Origin of the sequence: Nonomuraea sp. B19D2 (assembly GCF_040137845.1) — a bacterium.
Taxonomy (GTDB): Bacteria; Actinomycetota; Actinomycetes; order Streptosporangiales; family Streptosporangiaceae; genus Nonomuraea.
The window spans coordinates 243,243-257,882 of sequence record NZ_JBEFAK010000015.1 but is presented as its reverse complement, the minus strand read 5'-3'; the positions used below and the strand labels follow the sequence as shown (position 1 = coordinate 257,882).

General features: G+C 69.5%; 12 protein-coding genes and 1 rRNA gene. 12 read left to right on the top strand and 1 reads right to left on the bottom strand.

The annotated features are described in order from the left end of the window. Nucleotides 1–104, top strand: a 5S ribosomal RNA gene (gene rrf / locus ABN273_RS27585); the annotation flags it as partial. 56 nt (nucleotides 105–160) lie between these two features. Here the strand turns inward: rrf and ABN273_RS27580 are convergent. Beyond that, nucleotides 161–1,174, bottom strand: a complete 1,014-nt coding sequence (locus ABN273_RS27580; protein ID WP_349451926.1) for a TolB-like translocation protein — start codon at nucleotides 1,172–1,174, stop codon at nucleotides 161–163. A 124-nt stretch (nucleotides 1,175–1,298) separates the two neighbouring features. Here ABN273_RS27580 and ABN273_RS27575 point away from each other — a divergent pair, with 124 nt between their 5' ends. From ABN273_RS27575 to ABN273_RS27525, 11 genes are all read left to right on the top strand, one after another. Then, nucleotides 1,299–2,594, top strand: a complete 1,296-nt coding sequence (locus ABN273_RS27575) for a bifunctional folylpolyglutamate synthase/dihydrofolate synthase (RefSeq protein ID WP_349451936.1) — start codon at nucleotides 1,299–1,301, stop codon at nucleotides 2,592–2,594. Continuing rightward, nucleotides 2,591–2,932, top strand: coding sequence for a DUF4233 domain-containing protein (locus ABN273_RS27570; RefSeq protein WP_349451925.1), 342 nt, complete (start codon nucleotides 2,591–2,593; stop codon nucleotides 2,930–2,932). Before ABN273_RS27575 ends, ABN273_RS27570 begins: the two co-directional genes overlap by 4 nt. A gap of 9 nt (nucleotides 2,933–2,941) precedes the next feature. Continuing rightward, a complete protein-coding gene (locus ABN273_RS27565) occupies nucleotides 2,942–4,510 on the top strand; it encodes a hypothetical protein (protein ID WP_349451924.1) in 1,569 nt (522 codons plus the stop codon). Nucleotides 4,511–4,691: 181 nt separating this feature from the next. Then, nucleotides 4,692–5,102, top strand: a complete 411-nt coding sequence (ndk, locus tag ABN273_RS27560) for a nucleoside-diphosphate kinase (protein WP_349451923.1) — start codon at nucleotides 4,692–4,694, stop codon at nucleotides 5,100–5,102. Nucleotides 5,103–5,497: 395 nt separating this feature from the next. After that, nucleotides 5,498–6,529 carry a rod shape-determining protein gene (locus tag ABN273_RS27555; RefSeq protein ID WP_349451922.1) on the top strand — a complete coding sequence of 344 codons (1,032 nt, stop codon included), beginning with the start codon at nucleotides 5,498–5,500 and terminating at the stop codon, nucleotides 6,527–6,529. Continuing rightward, a complete protein-coding gene (mreC, locus tag ABN273_RS27550) occupies nucleotides 6,529–7,407 on the top strand; it encodes a rod shape-determining protein MreC (protein ID WP_349451921.1) in 879 nt (292 codons plus the stop codon). Before ABN273_RS27555 ends, mreC begins: the two co-directional genes overlap by 1 nt. 241 nt (nucleotides 7,408–7,648) lie before the next feature. Next, a complete protein-coding gene (gene mreD / locus ABN273_RS27545) occupies nucleotides 7,649–8,113 on the top strand; it encodes a rod shape-determining protein MreD (RefSeq protein ID WP_349451920.1) in 465 nt (154 codons plus the stop codon). Further along, entirely contained in the window at nucleotides 8,110–10,155 is a 2,046-nt protein-coding gene (mrdA, locus tag ABN273_RS27540) for a penicillin-binding protein 2 (protein WP_349451919.1), read from the top strand. The genes mreD and mrdA overlap by 4 nt, the downstream gene beginning before the upstream one ends. Nucleotides 10,156–10,429: 274 nt before the next feature. Beyond that, on the top strand, nucleotides 10,430–11,596 hold the full coding sequence (gene rodA / locus ABN273_RS27535; protein ID WP_349451918.1) for a rod shape-determining protein RodA: 1,167 nt from the start codon (nucleotides 10,430–10,432) through the stop codon (nucleotides 11,594–11,596). Between the two features lie 124 nt (nucleotides 11,597–11,720). Next, the gene (locus ABN273_RS27530) at nucleotides 11,721–13,631 is read left to right on the top strand and encodes a TIGR03960 family B12-binding radical SAM protein (protein ID WP_349451917.1); all 1,911 of its coding nucleotides are present in this window, start codon (nucleotides 11,721–11,723) and stop codon (nucleotides 13,629–13,631) included. Between the two features lie 153 nt (nucleotides 13,632–13,784). After that, on the top strand, nucleotides 13,785–14,537 hold the full coding sequence (locus ABN273_RS27525) for a TIGR03936 family radical SAM-associated protein (RefSeq protein ID WP_349451916.1): 753 nt from the start codon (nucleotides 13,785–13,787) through the stop codon (nucleotides 14,535–14,537). Nucleotides 14,538–14,640: the final 103 nt, after the last annotated feature.

The window sequence follows — 14,640 nt, the reverse complement described above, 5'->3', positions numbered from 1 at the left end:
GCGGGAAGGAAACACCCGGTTACATTCCGAACCCGGAAGTTAAGCTTCCCTGCGCCGATGGTACTGCACTCGGGAGGGTGTGGGAGAGTAGGTCATCGCCGCACAATTCTTATGGAAGAGGGCCACCCTTCGGGGTGGCCCTCTTTTGCGTTGGCGAGGGTCAGTCCTCCGCCCATACGAGTTCGAAGAGTTTTGGCTTCGGCGGCTTTATCTCCCGGAGCATCGTGTGATCGCCAGTTTGTGTGTTCACCCGGAAGGTGAGCTCACGATGCGGATCGCCCGTGCCGCATCTGAGGAGCACTTCCGAGGCGTTCAGCCATTGACTCGCCTGGCAGATGCCGGCTTTGTCGGGCAGCGGCAGGGAGAGGCGTACGTCGTGGCGGACCTTCCCGTTCGCGGTGTCGATGGTGACCAGCCAGGCGGGGCGGATGTCGGCGCCGCCCGCGGGGAAGTTCCTGGACACGACTTCCGCGGCCTGCCGCTTCCCGTCGAAGGTCAGGACGCCGGTGGCCTGGATGACACGGAGCCGGCCCGGCAAGGGGATCTTGGTGGCGCCTGACCGTTCCATGAGAGAAAACGATTTCTCGTCCTGGACCATCAACCGCTCACCCGCCATGTCGAGGCGGATCAGGCTGGCGTCGCGCGGCAAGCGCCAGATCGTCCGTCCGTCGGCCACCGCCGCGATGAAGGGGGCCGGCATGGAGTTCTCATCGTCGTCCCCGTCGTCGGCCTCGAACTCGACGTACAGCCACCGGCCGTTGTCCAGCAGCCTCGGCGAAACGGTGAAATCCGCCATGGCCTGCGCGGGCAGGCTCTCGACTACGGGGCGCACGGTGCCGTTGACGAGGTCGCGGACGACGATCTGATGGTCGGAGGCCCGCTCGTAGGCGACGAGGCGGCCGTCGGCGCTCACGTCGACCGGGTTGCCGCCATCGGCGTCCGTGAGCTCCCAGGTCTTGCCCTCGCGGGTCACCACCGGCCAGTTGGCGCACTCCTCCTGTGGGCCTTCGGTGGCCGCGCTCTGGCAGAGGTACGCGTACGCGGCCGGCCCCTGAGAAGGGCGATCGCGGTCGGCGGGCTGCGCTGTTCCGGCCGGGTCTCGTGGAATCAGGGCGATCAGCAGCATCGTGACGGCCCCGGCCGCCAGGACGGAGATCGCGATTGCTCTCCTCATGTCATCCTCCCCATGGAGTTGGATGGGACGGAGGCCGCCGAGGTTCGACGATGCCCGGGACAGGAGCGCCACCGGCAGTCAGTAGGGTTGAGGGGTGGATTATCGTGCGGTCGAACGCGCAATCATGGAGCGCGGCGTCGAGTGGGATTTCGAGCCGACGCTCGACAGGATCGCGGCCCTTCTGGACCTGCTCGGCTCGCCGCAGCGGGCGTACCCGGTCATACACATCGCCGGCACCAACGGAAAGACGAGCACGGCGCGGCTCACAGAGGCGCTGCTCAAGGAGCGCAACCTGCGGGTGGGGCGGTTCACCAGCCCTCATCTGGTGTCGGTGCGCGAGCGGATCACTGTGGACGGGGAGCCGCTGAGCGAGGAGCGGTTCGCCGAGGTCTACGAAGAGATCGTGCCGTACGTCGAGCTGACCGACAGCCAGGGGCGGCGGCGCATCCAGTTCTTCGAGTTGCTGACCGCCATGGCGTTCGCCGCGTTCGCCGACACGCCGGTCGACGTGGCCGTGATCGAGGCCGGCATGGGCGGTTCATGGGACGCGACGAACGTGGCCGACGGCACCGTGTCCGTGATCACGCCCATCTCGCTGGACCACACGGACCGGCTCGGGCCGGACATCCCCAGCATCGCCGCCGAGAAGGCGGGCATCATCAAGCCCGGCGCGACCACCGTGCTCGCCCAGCAGGAGCTGGCCGCGGCGGAGGTGCTCATGCGGCGCGCCGCGGACGTCGGGGCCGTCGTGGCCCGTGAGGGCCTCGAGTTCGGCGTGCTCAGTCGTGAGGTGGCGATCGGCGGGCAGCTGCTCACGCTGCGCGGGCTCAAGGGCGTCTACGACGAGGTCTACCTGCCGCTCTACGGCGCGCATCAGGCGAGCAACGCCGCCTGCGCGCTGGCCGCCGTCGAGGCGCTGACCGGCGGCGACGACCCGCTCGACGTGGATCTCGTACGTCAGGCGTTCGCGCAGGCCTCCTCGCCCGGGCGGATGGAGATCGTGCGGCGCACGCCGACGGTGGTGATCGACGCGGCACACAACCCGGGCGGCATGCAGGCGACCCTGGAAGGGCTGCACGAGGCATTCGATTTCGCCAAGGTCATCGGGATCGTCGCCGTCATGCGTGACAAGGACGTGGACGCGCTGCTCGAGCTGCTCGAGCCCGTTCTAGACGAGATCGTCGTCACGTGTAACTCCTCGCCCAGGTCGATGTCGCCGGAGGAGCTGGCGTCCCTGGCCGAGCCGCTGTTCGGCGAGGACCGCGTACACGTCGTGGACCGGCTCGACGACGCCATCGACCAGGGCATCGGCATCGCCGACGCCGAGGGCGAGTTCAGCGGCACGGGCGTGCTCATCACCGGGTCCGTCGTCACGGCGGGTGACGCGCGGCGGCTGCTCAAGGCGGATGGTCCGCGATGAGTTTCCAGGTCACTCCGGGCATGCGCAGATTGGGCGCCAGTGTGCTCGGCATGGAGGCGATCGTGGCGGGGCTGATCACGCCCGTGGCGATCACCGTGGGCGGCGTCGCGCCGGGGCTGGCCGTGACCGCCGGCATCGGTCTCGCTGTGCTGTGCGTGGTCGCGGCGGGCCTGCTGAAGAGGCCTTTCGGTTACGTTCTCGGCAGCGTCGTACAGGTGCTGGCGATCTGCACGGGGTTCCTCGTTCCGATCATGTTCTTCCTCGGCGCGATCTTCACGGCGCTGTGGATTACAGCGATTATCGTCGCTCGCCGTGTCGAGGGCGCTACTTCCCGCTAAAGTCGGCGCATGACCGTCCCCCCGATCCAGCGGTCGGCCGGCCTCAGGTCGCCGTGGCTGCTCGACGTGACGCTCGGGCTGCTCGTCGTGGCCGCGCTGCCGCTGGCCATCGTCACCATCCCCAACACGCTCTCCGTCGTCGCCAAGCTGCTGCCGGGCGACATCGACCAGGTCGGCCTGATGCGCACGCACGGGCTCGCCCTGCCCGCTCTGATGCTGACCGTACCGCTCGCGGCCGTGGCGCTGCGGCGGGCGCCGGTCGTTCACGTGCTGCTCGGCGGGCTGGTGCTGATGGCCATGTCCGACGCGGCCGGTGGCTACGCGGGTTCGGAGCTCGTCGTCGGAGCGGTGCGAGTGCTGCGCGGCGTCGGTGCTGGACTGGTCGTTCCCGCCACGCTGGCCGCGGTCTGGGCCCGCGGTTCGATGCTGCGGGCGTTGTGGGTGGGCGTGTTCAGCCTGAGCCTGCTCGCGGCCCAGGCGCTGGCGCTCTGGCCGCTCGACAAGGCGAGCAGCTGGAAGGTCACGCTGCAGCCGTATCCGATGCTGACGGGGATGGCCCTGGCGCTGGCGGGCGCGTACGTTCTCGTCTGGATTCTGCTCGGGCGGCCTGACGGACCAGGGCTGGACGACGGGGAGCGGACCCGGCTGCTGCTGGCCGCCGTGCCTGCGGCGGGCATCGCGGTCTTGGGCGTCAGCACCGCGACAGAGGGATGGCGGGCCCTGCCGGTGATCCTGCTGGCGGCGCTGGCGGTCGCGGGGCTGCTGGCGCTGGCCTCGATCGGCACGGCCGAGAGCCGCACGCTGGCGTACTCGATGGTGGCGGTCGGTGTCGTGCTGCTCCCCAGCGCGGCCCAGGTGACGCTGGTGGAGATGGGCGGGCTCGGCGGGCCCGGGCTGAAGGGGCTCTGGCTTCCTTTCGGCGTGGCAGGGGTGCTCGCCGTGGGCGCTTCCATAGCGGTGCGGCGGCCGGCACGGGCCCCCGGGCGGTGGCTGGCGCCTCTGGGGCTGCTGGCGATGGTCGTGGGCCTGTGCTCGGTGCGGCTCATGGTGCCGTCCGCTGACGGGCTGGTGCTGGTCGTGCCGTTCTCGCTGCTCGCTGTGGGGGCGGCGGTGGCGCTGACGTCGGCGCTGCAGGAGGTGGGAGTCGGGGCGGCCGTGTTCGGGCTGTCGCTTGGTCTCGCGGGAGTGCTGGCGGGCTTCCTGCTCGGTACGGGTGTGCAGATGGCGATGCTGAGCGGGGTCTCTTCGGCTCAGGAACTGGTCGACAGCTTCGTCGGCGCCCTGCATTCGTGGGCCCTGGTCGGCGGCTTCCTCGTGGTCGTGGTCATCGTGCTGGCCGCGGTGACCGCTCGGCGGGGTGCGAAGGATGTTCCTCACGTGCCGTGCGCCGGTCCGGGTGTGCCGGTCGTTGAGGAGATCGATGAAGGTCAGCCTGCCGAGGCGAGTGCGCCGGAGCCGGCGCCGGTGCCGCCAGGGGGCGCCTTCGACGAGACGGAGCGGCGGAAGGACGGCGAGGCCGAGCCGCTGCCTGCCGTGCCGCCGCAGGGCCATTCGCCCGAGGACGCCGCCTCCTCCTGAGTCCCGGAGCGGAACGAGAGTGGCTGCCTGAGTTCCTGCGCGAAACGAGGGTGGCTGCGCGGGACGGTAAGCTGAGCCCCGAGCCACGGCGGCGCGTGGGCCCGTCCCCCGCGAAGCATCCACGCGGCCGGGCCGGGAGCTCGTGACCGCCACCCTCAGTCTGTTCGAAGGAGAACTCCAAGTGTCCGAGCGCACTCTTGTCCTGATCAAGCCCGACGGGGTTAAGCGCGGCCTCATCGGTGACGTGATCTCGCGCGTGGAGCGCAAGGGCCTCAAGGTCGTGGCGATGGACCTGCGCACCCTCGACGCCGACACCGCCAAGGCGCACTACGCCGAGCACTCCGAGCGGCCGTTCTTCGGCGAGCTCGTCGAGTTCATCACCTCTGGGCCGCTCGTCGCCATGGTGCTCGAGGGTCCGCGCGCCGTCGAGGCGTTCCGCGCGCTGGCCGGCGCCACCGACCCGGTCAAGTCGGCGCCCGGCACGATCCGCGGCGACCACGCACTCGAGATCGGCGAAAACGTCGTCCACGGCTCCGACTCGCCTGAGTCGGCCGCCAGGGAGATCAAGATCTTCTTCCCTGACCGGTTCTAGGCGACCTCGGTCCCCGCTTTCGCGCCCGTGCAGCTTCCCGCTGCGCGGGCGCGCGTTTTTTGTCGGCCGCCCGCCGTATGTTGGCGCTGTCTTGGCGCGCGGGCGCTGATTCGTGGGCAAAGCTGGGCCACGGTTTTGTCGGCTGTTCTCCGTATGGTTGGCAGAGTCTGCACGTGAAGTGGGAACAGAGATGATCGTGGGAGTGGGCGTTTTGGAGCGTTCCAGCAGGCGATCGGGTGTTGTGGTGCAATCCGGGCAAAATTGCGGTTGAGGTAGCGGCTGGAGATTTTTGTGGGGCGCGAAGGCTCATTGCGCCCCTCGGTGGGTACGTCACGTTACGATTCGAATTCAATCCGTAGTCATTCGCGACGACGTTACGGAGGGCTCCGTTCCCCATGGGCAGCAAGCTCGCGTTTCTCGGCCGTGACATGGCGGTCGATCTGGGCACCGCCAACACGCTGGTCTACGTGCGCGGCCGGGGCATCGTCCTCAACGAGCCGTCAGTCGTAGCGATCAACACCGCCACCGGCAAGATCGTGGCAGTTGGCATCGAGGCCAAGCGGATGATCGGTCGTACGCCTGGCAACATCGTCGCCGTCCGCCCGCTCAAGGACGGCGTGATCGCTGATTTCGACGTCACCGAACGGATGCTGCGATATTTCATTCAACGGGTGCACCGGCGCCGGCACCTCGCCAAGCCGCGCATCATCATCGCCGTGCCCAGCGGCATCACCAGCGTCGAGCAGCGCGCGGTCAAGGAGGCCGGCTACCAGGCGGGCGCCAGGAAGGTCTACATCGTCGAGGAGCCGATGGCGGCCGCCATCGGGGCCGGTCTGCCGGTGCACGAGCCGACCGGAAACATGGTGGTCGACGTCGGCGGGGGCACCACCGAGGTGGCGATCATCTCGATGGGCGGCGTGGTCACCAGCCAGTCCATCAGGATCGGCGGGGACGAGCTCGACCAGGCGGTGATCACGTTCGCCAAGAAGGAGTTCTCCCTGATGCTCGGCGAGCGCACCGCCGAAGAGATCAAGATCGCCATTGGCTCGGCCTGCGCGGGCGGTGAGGAGTCGCACGCGGAGATCCGCGGGCGTGACCTGGTCAGCGGGCTGCCCAAGACCATCGTCGTGTCGAGCGAGGAGGTCAGGAAGGCGATCGAGGAGCCGGTAAACGCGATCATCGACGCCGTCAAGACCACGCTCGACAAGTGCCCGCCCGAGCTGTCCGGCGACATCATGGACCGCGGCATCGCGCTCACCGGCGGGGGCGCCCTGCTCAAGGGGCTGGACGAGCGGGTCAAGGCCGAGACGGGCATGCCTGTGCACCTCGTCGAGAACGCCCTCGACTCGGTCGCCATCGGTTCCGGCAAGTGTGCTGAGGAGTTCGAAGCGCTCCAGCAGGTCTTGGTGCCGGAGTCGCGACACTGATGAGGGACTCGCGCCGTGCCCGGCTGATCCTCGGAGGGCTGCTGATGGCGGCCCTGATCATCCTGACCGTCGACCACCGCGCCGGCGACAGCTCGCCGCTGAGGCCGCTGAAGGCCGCCGCGGCCTCGGTGTTCGGCACGGCTGAGCAGTTCGGTGGCGGGCTGGTGCGGCCCGTCGGAGGGTTCGTACGCGCCGTCGCGGGCGCGTCGGGCGCCCAGGAGCGCATCAACGCCCTCAAGGCGGAGAACGCCCGGTTGCGGACCGAACTGGTGGCCAGCAGGCTCGACGCGACCCGGTCCAAGGAGCTCAAGCAGCTGCTCGGTCTGGCGGGCACGGCTGGGTTCAAGGTGGTCCCGGCCAACGTGGTCGCCAGGCGCGGGCTGCCGGGCTTCGAGGACGCCGTCCAGATCGACGCGGGCACGCGTGACGGGATCCGGTCCGAGATGACCGTGCTCAACGGCGACGGGCTGGTCGGGCGGGTCCTCCGCGCCTCCCCGCACACCTCGACGGTGGTGCTGCTGAGCGATCCCGCCTCGGCCGCCGGGGCGCGGCTGGAGGGCGGCAAGGAGATCGGCGTGGTGCACGGGGTGGGGGAGAACGGGCGGCTCGTCCAGTTCCGGCTCCTCGACTCGACGGCCCCGTTGACCAGGGGTTCGCGGATCGTCAGCTTCGGCTCACAGAACGGCAGCCCCTACGTGCCCGGCGTGCCGATCGGGGTGATCGAGCGGGTGGAGCTGACGCCGGGGGAGCTGACGCGCATCGCGTACGCCCGGCCGTACGCGGACCTGACGGCGCTCGACGTGGTCGGCGTGGTGGTGGAGGCGCCGAAGCGGGGCACCCGTGACGCGGTGCAGCCGACCAAGGAGGGATCACGATGATCTGGCGGCGGCCTGGCTCGCGGCGCCTGCCGCCGGAAGCTCGCGGTGCCGCCTGCTGGAGCTGTGGGGGCCCTCTGGGCGTGTGCAGGGGTGGGGTGGAGCGTTCCAGCGGGCCGGCGTACGCCGGCTGCGTGAGAGGGGTTGTGGCGGCGCCTGGAGGGGGTTGGGCGGCCGGGCTCGGTAGTGAGCGGTCGTGCGCGTCGGGGCGTCGGATTGTGAGGACTTCCCTGGAGGGGGCGCGGTGATCGGCGGGTTGTCCGTGTTGGTGGCCTTGCTGGCTCAGGTCATGCTGGTCAACCGGGTGCCCTTGCCGGGCGGGGGCGCTCCCGATCTGGTGCTGCTGGCGGTGATCGGCGCGGCGCTGGGCCGGGGGGCGCAGTACGGAGCGGTGCTCGGGTTCTGCGCCGGGTTGCTCGCCGACATCATGCCGCCGACCGCTCATCTCGTGGGGCAGTACGCGTTCGTGCTGGCGGTCACCGGCTACGTCGCCGGGCGCGGCGCGGGCGGGCCGGTGACGACCGTCGTGTTGTGCGTCCTGATGGCGCCGCTGCTGGCGGCGTTCGTCGTCGGTCTCGTCTCCGATCCCCGGGTGACGATGTCGACGTTGACCGACGGGGTGCCCACCACCGTCGTCTACACACTGCTCGTTTCCCCCATCGTGATCTGGCTGACCACGCGGGGCAGGGAGGCGAGGTTCTCGACATGATCAGGATGCGGGCCAGGCTGCTGGTGTTGCACGTGCTCGTGATGATGATGCTCATCGTGCTGGCCGTGCGGCTCTGGCAGGTGCAGGTCGTACGCGGGCGCGAGTTCGTGACGCGGGCGACGGAGACCAGGACGCGGGCCGTGATCGTGCCGGCGGTGCGCGGGCAGATCCTCGACGCGCACGGGCGGCCGCTGGTCCGCAACAAGACCGCGCTGGTCGTGTCCGTGGACAGGACCAGGCTGACCAGAATGCCCGACGGCGGCCTCACGGTGCTGCGCAAGCTGTCGGCCGTGCTCGGCAGGCCGGTCTCGGACCTGCAGCAGCGCATCACGCCGTGCGGGCCGGGGGTGTCCAAGCCGTGCTGGACGGGATCGCCGTACCAGCCGGTCCCGCTGGACGAGAAGGTGGACACCCGGGAGGCGCTGCAGATCCTCGAGCGGCAGGAGGAGTTTCCCGGGGTGACGGCGGAGATCCACTCCGTCAGGCAGTACCCCGGCGGGCGGGCCGGGGCGCAGATGCTCGGCTACCTGCAGCCGGTCACCGAGGCCGAGCTGGAGAAGCGGGAAGGGCTGAAGGCCAGCTTCTCCGGGGTGGACCTGGCCGGGCGGGACGGCCTCGAGTACGTCTACGACGACGCGCTGCGCGGCAAGTCGGGGCTGCGCAGGGTCCAGGTCGACAGGATGGGCAAGGCGCTCGGGGTCGAGGAGCAGATCACCCCGATTCCCGGCGACCATCTGGTGACCAGCATCGACTCGCGGGTGCAGGAGGTGGTGGAGAAGGCGCTGGCCAAGGCGATGAAGTCCGCACCAGGGGCCGACGGCGGCGCGGGGGTGGTGCTCGACGCGCGTACGGGACGGGTGGTGGCGCTGGCCAGCGCGCCCGGGTACGACCCGGCGATCTGGGCGGGCGGGATCTCGACGCGCGGATACCAGTGGCTGCTGTCGGACAAGTCCGGCATACCGCTCGTGTCGCGGGCGATCAACGGCCAGTTCGCGCCCGGTTCGACGTTCAAGATCTCGTCGGTGGCGGCGATGCTGCGCGCCGGATACCCGCTGAAGGGCACCTACGACTGCCCCGGCTCCTACATGGTGGGCGACCGCGCCTTCAACAACTTCCGCGGCATCGGGCTGGGCTCGATGAATCTGCACACCGCGCTGGTCAAGTCGTGCGACACGATCTTCTACCGGGCCTCGTACGAGCAGTACCTGAAGGACGGCGGGCGCAGCCCGAAGAAGCCGACGAAGGAGGTGTTCGCCAACACCGCCAGGGCGTTCGGGTTCGGCAGCCCGACCGGGGTGGACCTGCCCGGCGAGTCCTCGGGGCGCATCCCCGACCGGGCGTGGAAGAAGGACCTGTGGAACCGGACCAACGCCGTGACCTGCGAGCGGTCCCGCAAGGGCTATCCGGAGGTCAAGGACCGGGCGCGGGCCGAGTTCCTCAAGCGGCTGGCGCTGGAGAACTGTACCGAGGGGTTCCTGCTGCGGCCGGGTGACTCGGCCAACTTCTCCATCGGCCAGGGCGACGTGCTGGTGACGCCGATGCAGCTCGCGCGGGCGTACATGGCGCTGGTGAGCGACGGGAAGGTGCGCAGCCCGCGCATCGGGTGGGCGCAGGTGCGGCCCGACGGCACGGTGGTCAAGACCATCCCCGTGCCGGTGGTGGGCAAGCTGCCGATCTCCGAGAAGGAGCGCCTCTACATCAAGAACGCGCTGAGCGACGTCCCCGCCGACGGCACCGCGGCGGGGGCCTTTGCCGGGTTCCCGATGAACAAGGTGCGCATCGGCGGCAAGACCGGCACCGCGGAGGTGTGGGGCAAGAAGGACACCTCGTGGTTCGCCTCGTTCGCGCCGACGAAGAACCCGCAGTACGTGGTCGTGGTCATGGTCTCGCAGGGCGGGATGGGCTCGCAGACGGCGGCGCCTGCCGTGCGGGAGATCTATGAGGGGATTTACGGCATCAAGCGGCCCCCGGCCGTGCCCGGAGGGAAGCTCACGACGAGACTGCCCCGGTTCTCGCCCGATGGAACGGTGGCCGGGGAATGAGCGCCCCCGCTCTGGATACGGGGCTGCCCAGCGGTGGCCGAGCGGTGGCTGCGGGCCGTGAAGGGTGCTCGGGCGCAGGCGATCGTGGCCGGCGGATGGTGGGCCGGTGGGTGGCCTGGCGGTTGCCTGGGCGTGGGGTTGGCCGGTGGGTGGCCTGGCGGTTGCCTGGGCCCGGAGTTGGCCGGTGGGTGGCCGGGTGCGTGGCCGGATGGGTGATCGGGTGCGCGGTCGGCTGGCTGGTCGGCCGGACGGCTGAGGGGACAGGGGGCCAAGGGTGATCGATCGTATGGCGGCCGTCCGGCGGCCCTCGCTGCTGCGGCGGGTGACCGCTGACAACTCGACGGTGCGTAGGCTCGACGGGCTGATGCTGGTCGCGGTGGCCGGGCTCTGCGTGATCGGCACGCTGCTGGTCTGGTCGTCCACCAGGACCTGGGCGCCGGGATCCACGGGCCTGGTCAAGAAGCACATGTTCAACGAGGTCATCGGGGTGGTGCTGTGCGCGGTCGTGGCGATGGTCGATCATCGGGCGATGCGGGCCTACGCGCCGCTGGTGTACGTGATGTCGCTGATAGGGCTGGGCCTGGTGATCACGCCGTTGGGTGCGACGATCAACGGGTCGCACTCGTGGATCCTGCTCGGCGGGGGGTTCGCGGTGCAGCCGTCCGAGTTCGCCAAGGTCGGGCTGCTGCTGATCATCGCGATGCTGCTGGCGCAGCCCGCCGAGGGCAGCGATCGGCCACGGGGGTTGGACGTGTGGCTGGCGCTCATCGCCTCGATGGTGACGATGGGGCTGGTGATGCTCCAGCCCGACCTCGGGACGGCGCTGGTGCTGGCCGTGATCACGGCCGCCGGGCTGATCATCGGAGGAGTGCGCAAGCGGTGGATCGCGGCGCTGTCGGTGGTGGCGGCGGCCGGGGTGTTCTCGGTGTTCTACTTCCAGCTGCTCGAGCCCTACCAGGTGGCGCGGTTCACGGCGTTCGTCGATCCGAGCGTCGATCCGCGCGGTGTCGGGTACAACAGCACGCAGTCGATGATCGCGATCGGCTCCGGGCAGCTCCTGGGCAAGGGCCTGCTGGGCGGCGGGCAGACGACCGGCAGGTTCGTGCCCGAACAGCACACCGACTTCATCTTCACGGTGGCGGGGGAGGAGTTCGGGTTCCTCGGGTCCGTGACGGTCGTGCTGCTGCTCGGGGTCGTGCTGCTGCGCGGGCTGAAGATCGCCAGGCAGTGCGATGACAGGTTCGGGACGCTGGTCGCGGGGATGATCGTATGCTGGTTCGCGTTCCAGACGTTCATCAATGTGGGAATGACGATCGGGATCATGCCCATCACGGGGCTGCCGCTGCCGTTCGTCTCGTATGGCGGCACCGCCACGTTCGCGAATCTGATTGCGATCGGGCTTCTACAAGCCATCAGGGTGCGAAGACAGTCGTTTAATTAGAGACATGTTCCTGGCCTATTGCGATGAGTGCGTGCGCAGCGGAAACGACATCGACATCCCCGGACCCGCCGCCGTCTGAGATCGCCGGACCTGCCACCGTCCGAGCGCCGCTACCCTGGACGGTATGCCTGTCGAGTCGATATTCCACCGCCTGGAAGCGCTGCTGCCGAAGGTGCAGAAGCCCATCCAGTACGTCGGAGGTGAGCTCAACTCGACCGTCAAGGACTGGGACTCCGCCGACGTACGGTGGGCGCTGATGTACCCGGACGCCTACGAGGTCGGGCTGCCCAACCAGGGCGTGGCGATCCTCTACGAGATCCTCAACGAGCTGCCCGGCACGCTGGCCGAGCGCACCTACGCGGTCTGGCCGGATCTTGAGGCGCTCATGCGGGCCGAGGGCGTGCCGCAGTTCACCGTTGACGCGCACCGGCCGGTGCGCGCCTTCGACGTGCTCGGGGTGTCGTTCTCGACCGAGCTCGGCTACACCAACATGCTGACCGCGCTCGACCTGGCGGGCATTCCGCTGCTCGCCGCGGAGCGGGGCGAGGACGACCCGATCGTGCTCGCCGGCGGCCACGCGGCCTTCAACCCCGAGCCGATCGCCGACTTCCTCGACGCGGCCGTGCTCGGCGACGGCGAGCAGATCTCCATCGCGATCAGCGAGGTCATCCGCGAGTGGAAGGCCGAGGGCAGGCCGGGCGGCCGCGACGAGCTGCTGATGCGGCTCGCCGAGTCCGGCGGGGTTTATATCCCGAAGTTCTACGATGTCGACTACCACCCGGACGGTCGCATCAAGCGCGTCGCGCCCAACAGGGCCGACGTGCCGTGGCGGGTGCACAAGCACACCGTGATGGACCTCGACGAGTGGCCCTACCCGAAGAAGCCGCTGGTCCCGCTGGCCGAGACGGTGCACGAGCGGTTCAGCGTGGAGATCTTCCGCGGCTGCACCCGGGGCTGCCGGTTCTGCCAGGCCGGCATGATCACGCGTCCGGTGCGGGAGCGCTCGATCACCACGATCGGGGCCATGGTCGAAAACGGCATCAAGGAGTCCGGCTTCAACGAGGTCGGCCTGTTGTCGCTGTCGTCGGCCGACCACTCCGAGATCGGCGATGTCGCCAAGGGGCTGGCCGACCGCTACGAGGGCACCAACACCTCGCTGTCGCTGCCGTCGACCAGGGTTGACGCGTTCAACATCGACCTGGCCAACGAGTTCTCCAGGAACGGCAGGCGTTCGGGCCTGACGTTCGCGCCCGAGGGCGGCTCCGAGCGCATGCGCAAGGTGATCAACAAGATGGTCACCGAGGAAGACCTGATCCGCACCGTCACCACGGCATATTCGCAGGGGTGGCGCCAGGTCAAGCTCTACTTCATGTGCGGGCTGCCCACCGAGATGGACGAGGACGTGCTCGGCATCGCCGACCTGGCCAAGAAGGTCATCAAGGCGGGCCGCGAGGCGACCGGCAGCCGCGACATCCGCTGCACGGTCTCGATCGGCGGTTTCGTGCCGAAGCCGCACACGCCGTTCCAATGGGCGGGTCAGGCCGACCACGAGACCGTCGACCGGCGGCTCAAGGCGCTGCGCGAGGCGCTCAGAGGTGACAAGGCGTACGGCAGGGCCATCGGCTACCGCTACCACGACGGCAAGCCCTCGATCGTGGAGGGCCTGCTCTCGCGCGGCGACCGCCGGGTCGGCGCCGTGATCCGCGCCGCCTGGGAGGACGGCGGCAGGTTCGACGGCTGGAGCGAGCACTTCTCCTACGAGCGCTGGATGGCGGCGGCCGAGAAGGCCGGCGTCGACGTCGACTGGTACACCACGCGCGAGCGGGAAGAGAACGAGGTCCTCCCGTGGGACCACCTCGACGCCGGGCTCGACCGCGAATGGCTCTGGCAGGACTGGCAGGAGGCCGTTTCCGGCGGTGAGGTCGAAGACTGCCGCTGGACTCCGTGCTACGACTGCGGCGTCTGCCCGACCATGGGCACGGAAATTCAAATCGGTCCCACAGGGCGGAAACTCCTTCCTCTGACGGTGGTCTAGCGCGCTCAGTGGGCAGCCCGTGCCTCGGCGTACACGTTCACGCACCGGGGCGGCTTATCCTGAGACGAAAGAACTCTTACAAGGGAAGGACGACAAGCTCTGAAACCTGTTCCCGAAGGGCCTCCGCCCGCGCCCACGGTGCAGCGGCTTCGCGTGCGCTACGCCAAGCGCGGCCGCCTGCGCTTCACCAGCCACCGCGACATCTCGCGGGCCGTTGAGAGAGCGGTCCGCCGTGCCGGCATTCCGGTGGCCTACAGCGCGGGCTTCTCGCCCCACCCGAAGATCTCCTACGCGGGCGCGGCGCCGACCGGTGTCGCCAGCGAAGCCGAATACCTCGAGATCGGCGTCACGACGCCATGCGACCCCGAGCAGGTCAAGCGGGGCCTTGATGGGTCGCTGCCGCCTGGGCTCGACGTGCTCGACGTTGTGGAGGCGGGTCCGGGGGCGCTGGCCGACCGCTTGGAGGTCTCCGAGTGGGAGGTGCGGCTGCCCGGTGCCGATCGCGAGCTCGCCGAGGTGGCGGCGGACAAGTTCCTCGCGGAGGGCACCGTGGAGGTCGAGCGCCTCACCAAGAAGGGTCTGCGCCGCTTCGACGCGCGCGAGGCCGTCCTGGGGCTCACGGTGTCCGAGGGAACAGACAGAATCGCAGCTCAGGTGCATGGAGGACCGTGTGTCATACTGCGCATGGTTGTTCGGCACATGACGCCTGCCGTTCGACCCGACGATGTGCTCACAGGGCTGCGCCTTGTGGCCGACTTCGCGCCGCCGGTTTCCCCCGAGGTGACCAGGCTGGCGCAGGGGCCGCTCGACGTCAGCACCGGTGCGCTTGCCGACCCGCTCGACCTGGACCGCGATACGACGCGCGGCGGCGAGGCGGGACCGGCGGGTGAGCACGTCGCCGGTTAAGGAGGTGCCCTGCGCGAGCGGGGCACGACCGCTGACAGGACTTGGCGTCGGCGCCCCTTCATCGGGGGTGCCGGCGGACAACGAGACACGAGGGCTCCTGCGC

Coding starts and splice junctions, on each gene's coding strand:
- ABN273_RS27580 (WP_349451926.1), bottom strand. CDS start 1,174: ATGAGGAGAGCAATCGCGATCTCCGTCCTGGCGGCCGGGGCCGTCACG.
- ABN273_RS27575 (WP_349451936.1), top strand. CDS start 1,299: ATGGAGCGCGGCGTCGAGTGGGATTTCGAGCCGACGCTCGACAGGATC.
- ABN273_RS27570 (WP_349451925.1), top strand. CDS start 2,591: ATGAGTTTCCAGGTCACTCCGGGCATGCGCAGATTGGGCGCCAGTGTG.
- ABN273_RS27565 (WP_349451924.1), top strand. CDS start 2,942: ATGACCGTCCCCCCGATCCAGCGGTCGGCCGGCCTCAGGTCGCCGTGG.
- ABN273_RS27555 (WP_349451922.1), top strand. CDS start 5,498: ATGGGCAGCAAGCTCGCGTTTCTCGGCCGTGACATGGCGGTCGATCTG.
- mreC (WP_349451921.1), top strand. CDS start 6,529: ATGAGGGACTCGCGCCGTGCCCGGCTGATCCTCGGAGGGCTGCTGATG.
- mrdA (WP_349451919.1), top strand. CDS start 8,110: ATGATCAGGATGCGGGCCAGGCTGCTGGTGTTGCACGTGCTCGTGATG.
- ABN273_RS27530 (WP_349451917.1), top strand. CDS start 11,721: ATGCCTGTCGAGTCGATATTCCACCGCCTGGAAGCGCTGCTGCCGAAG.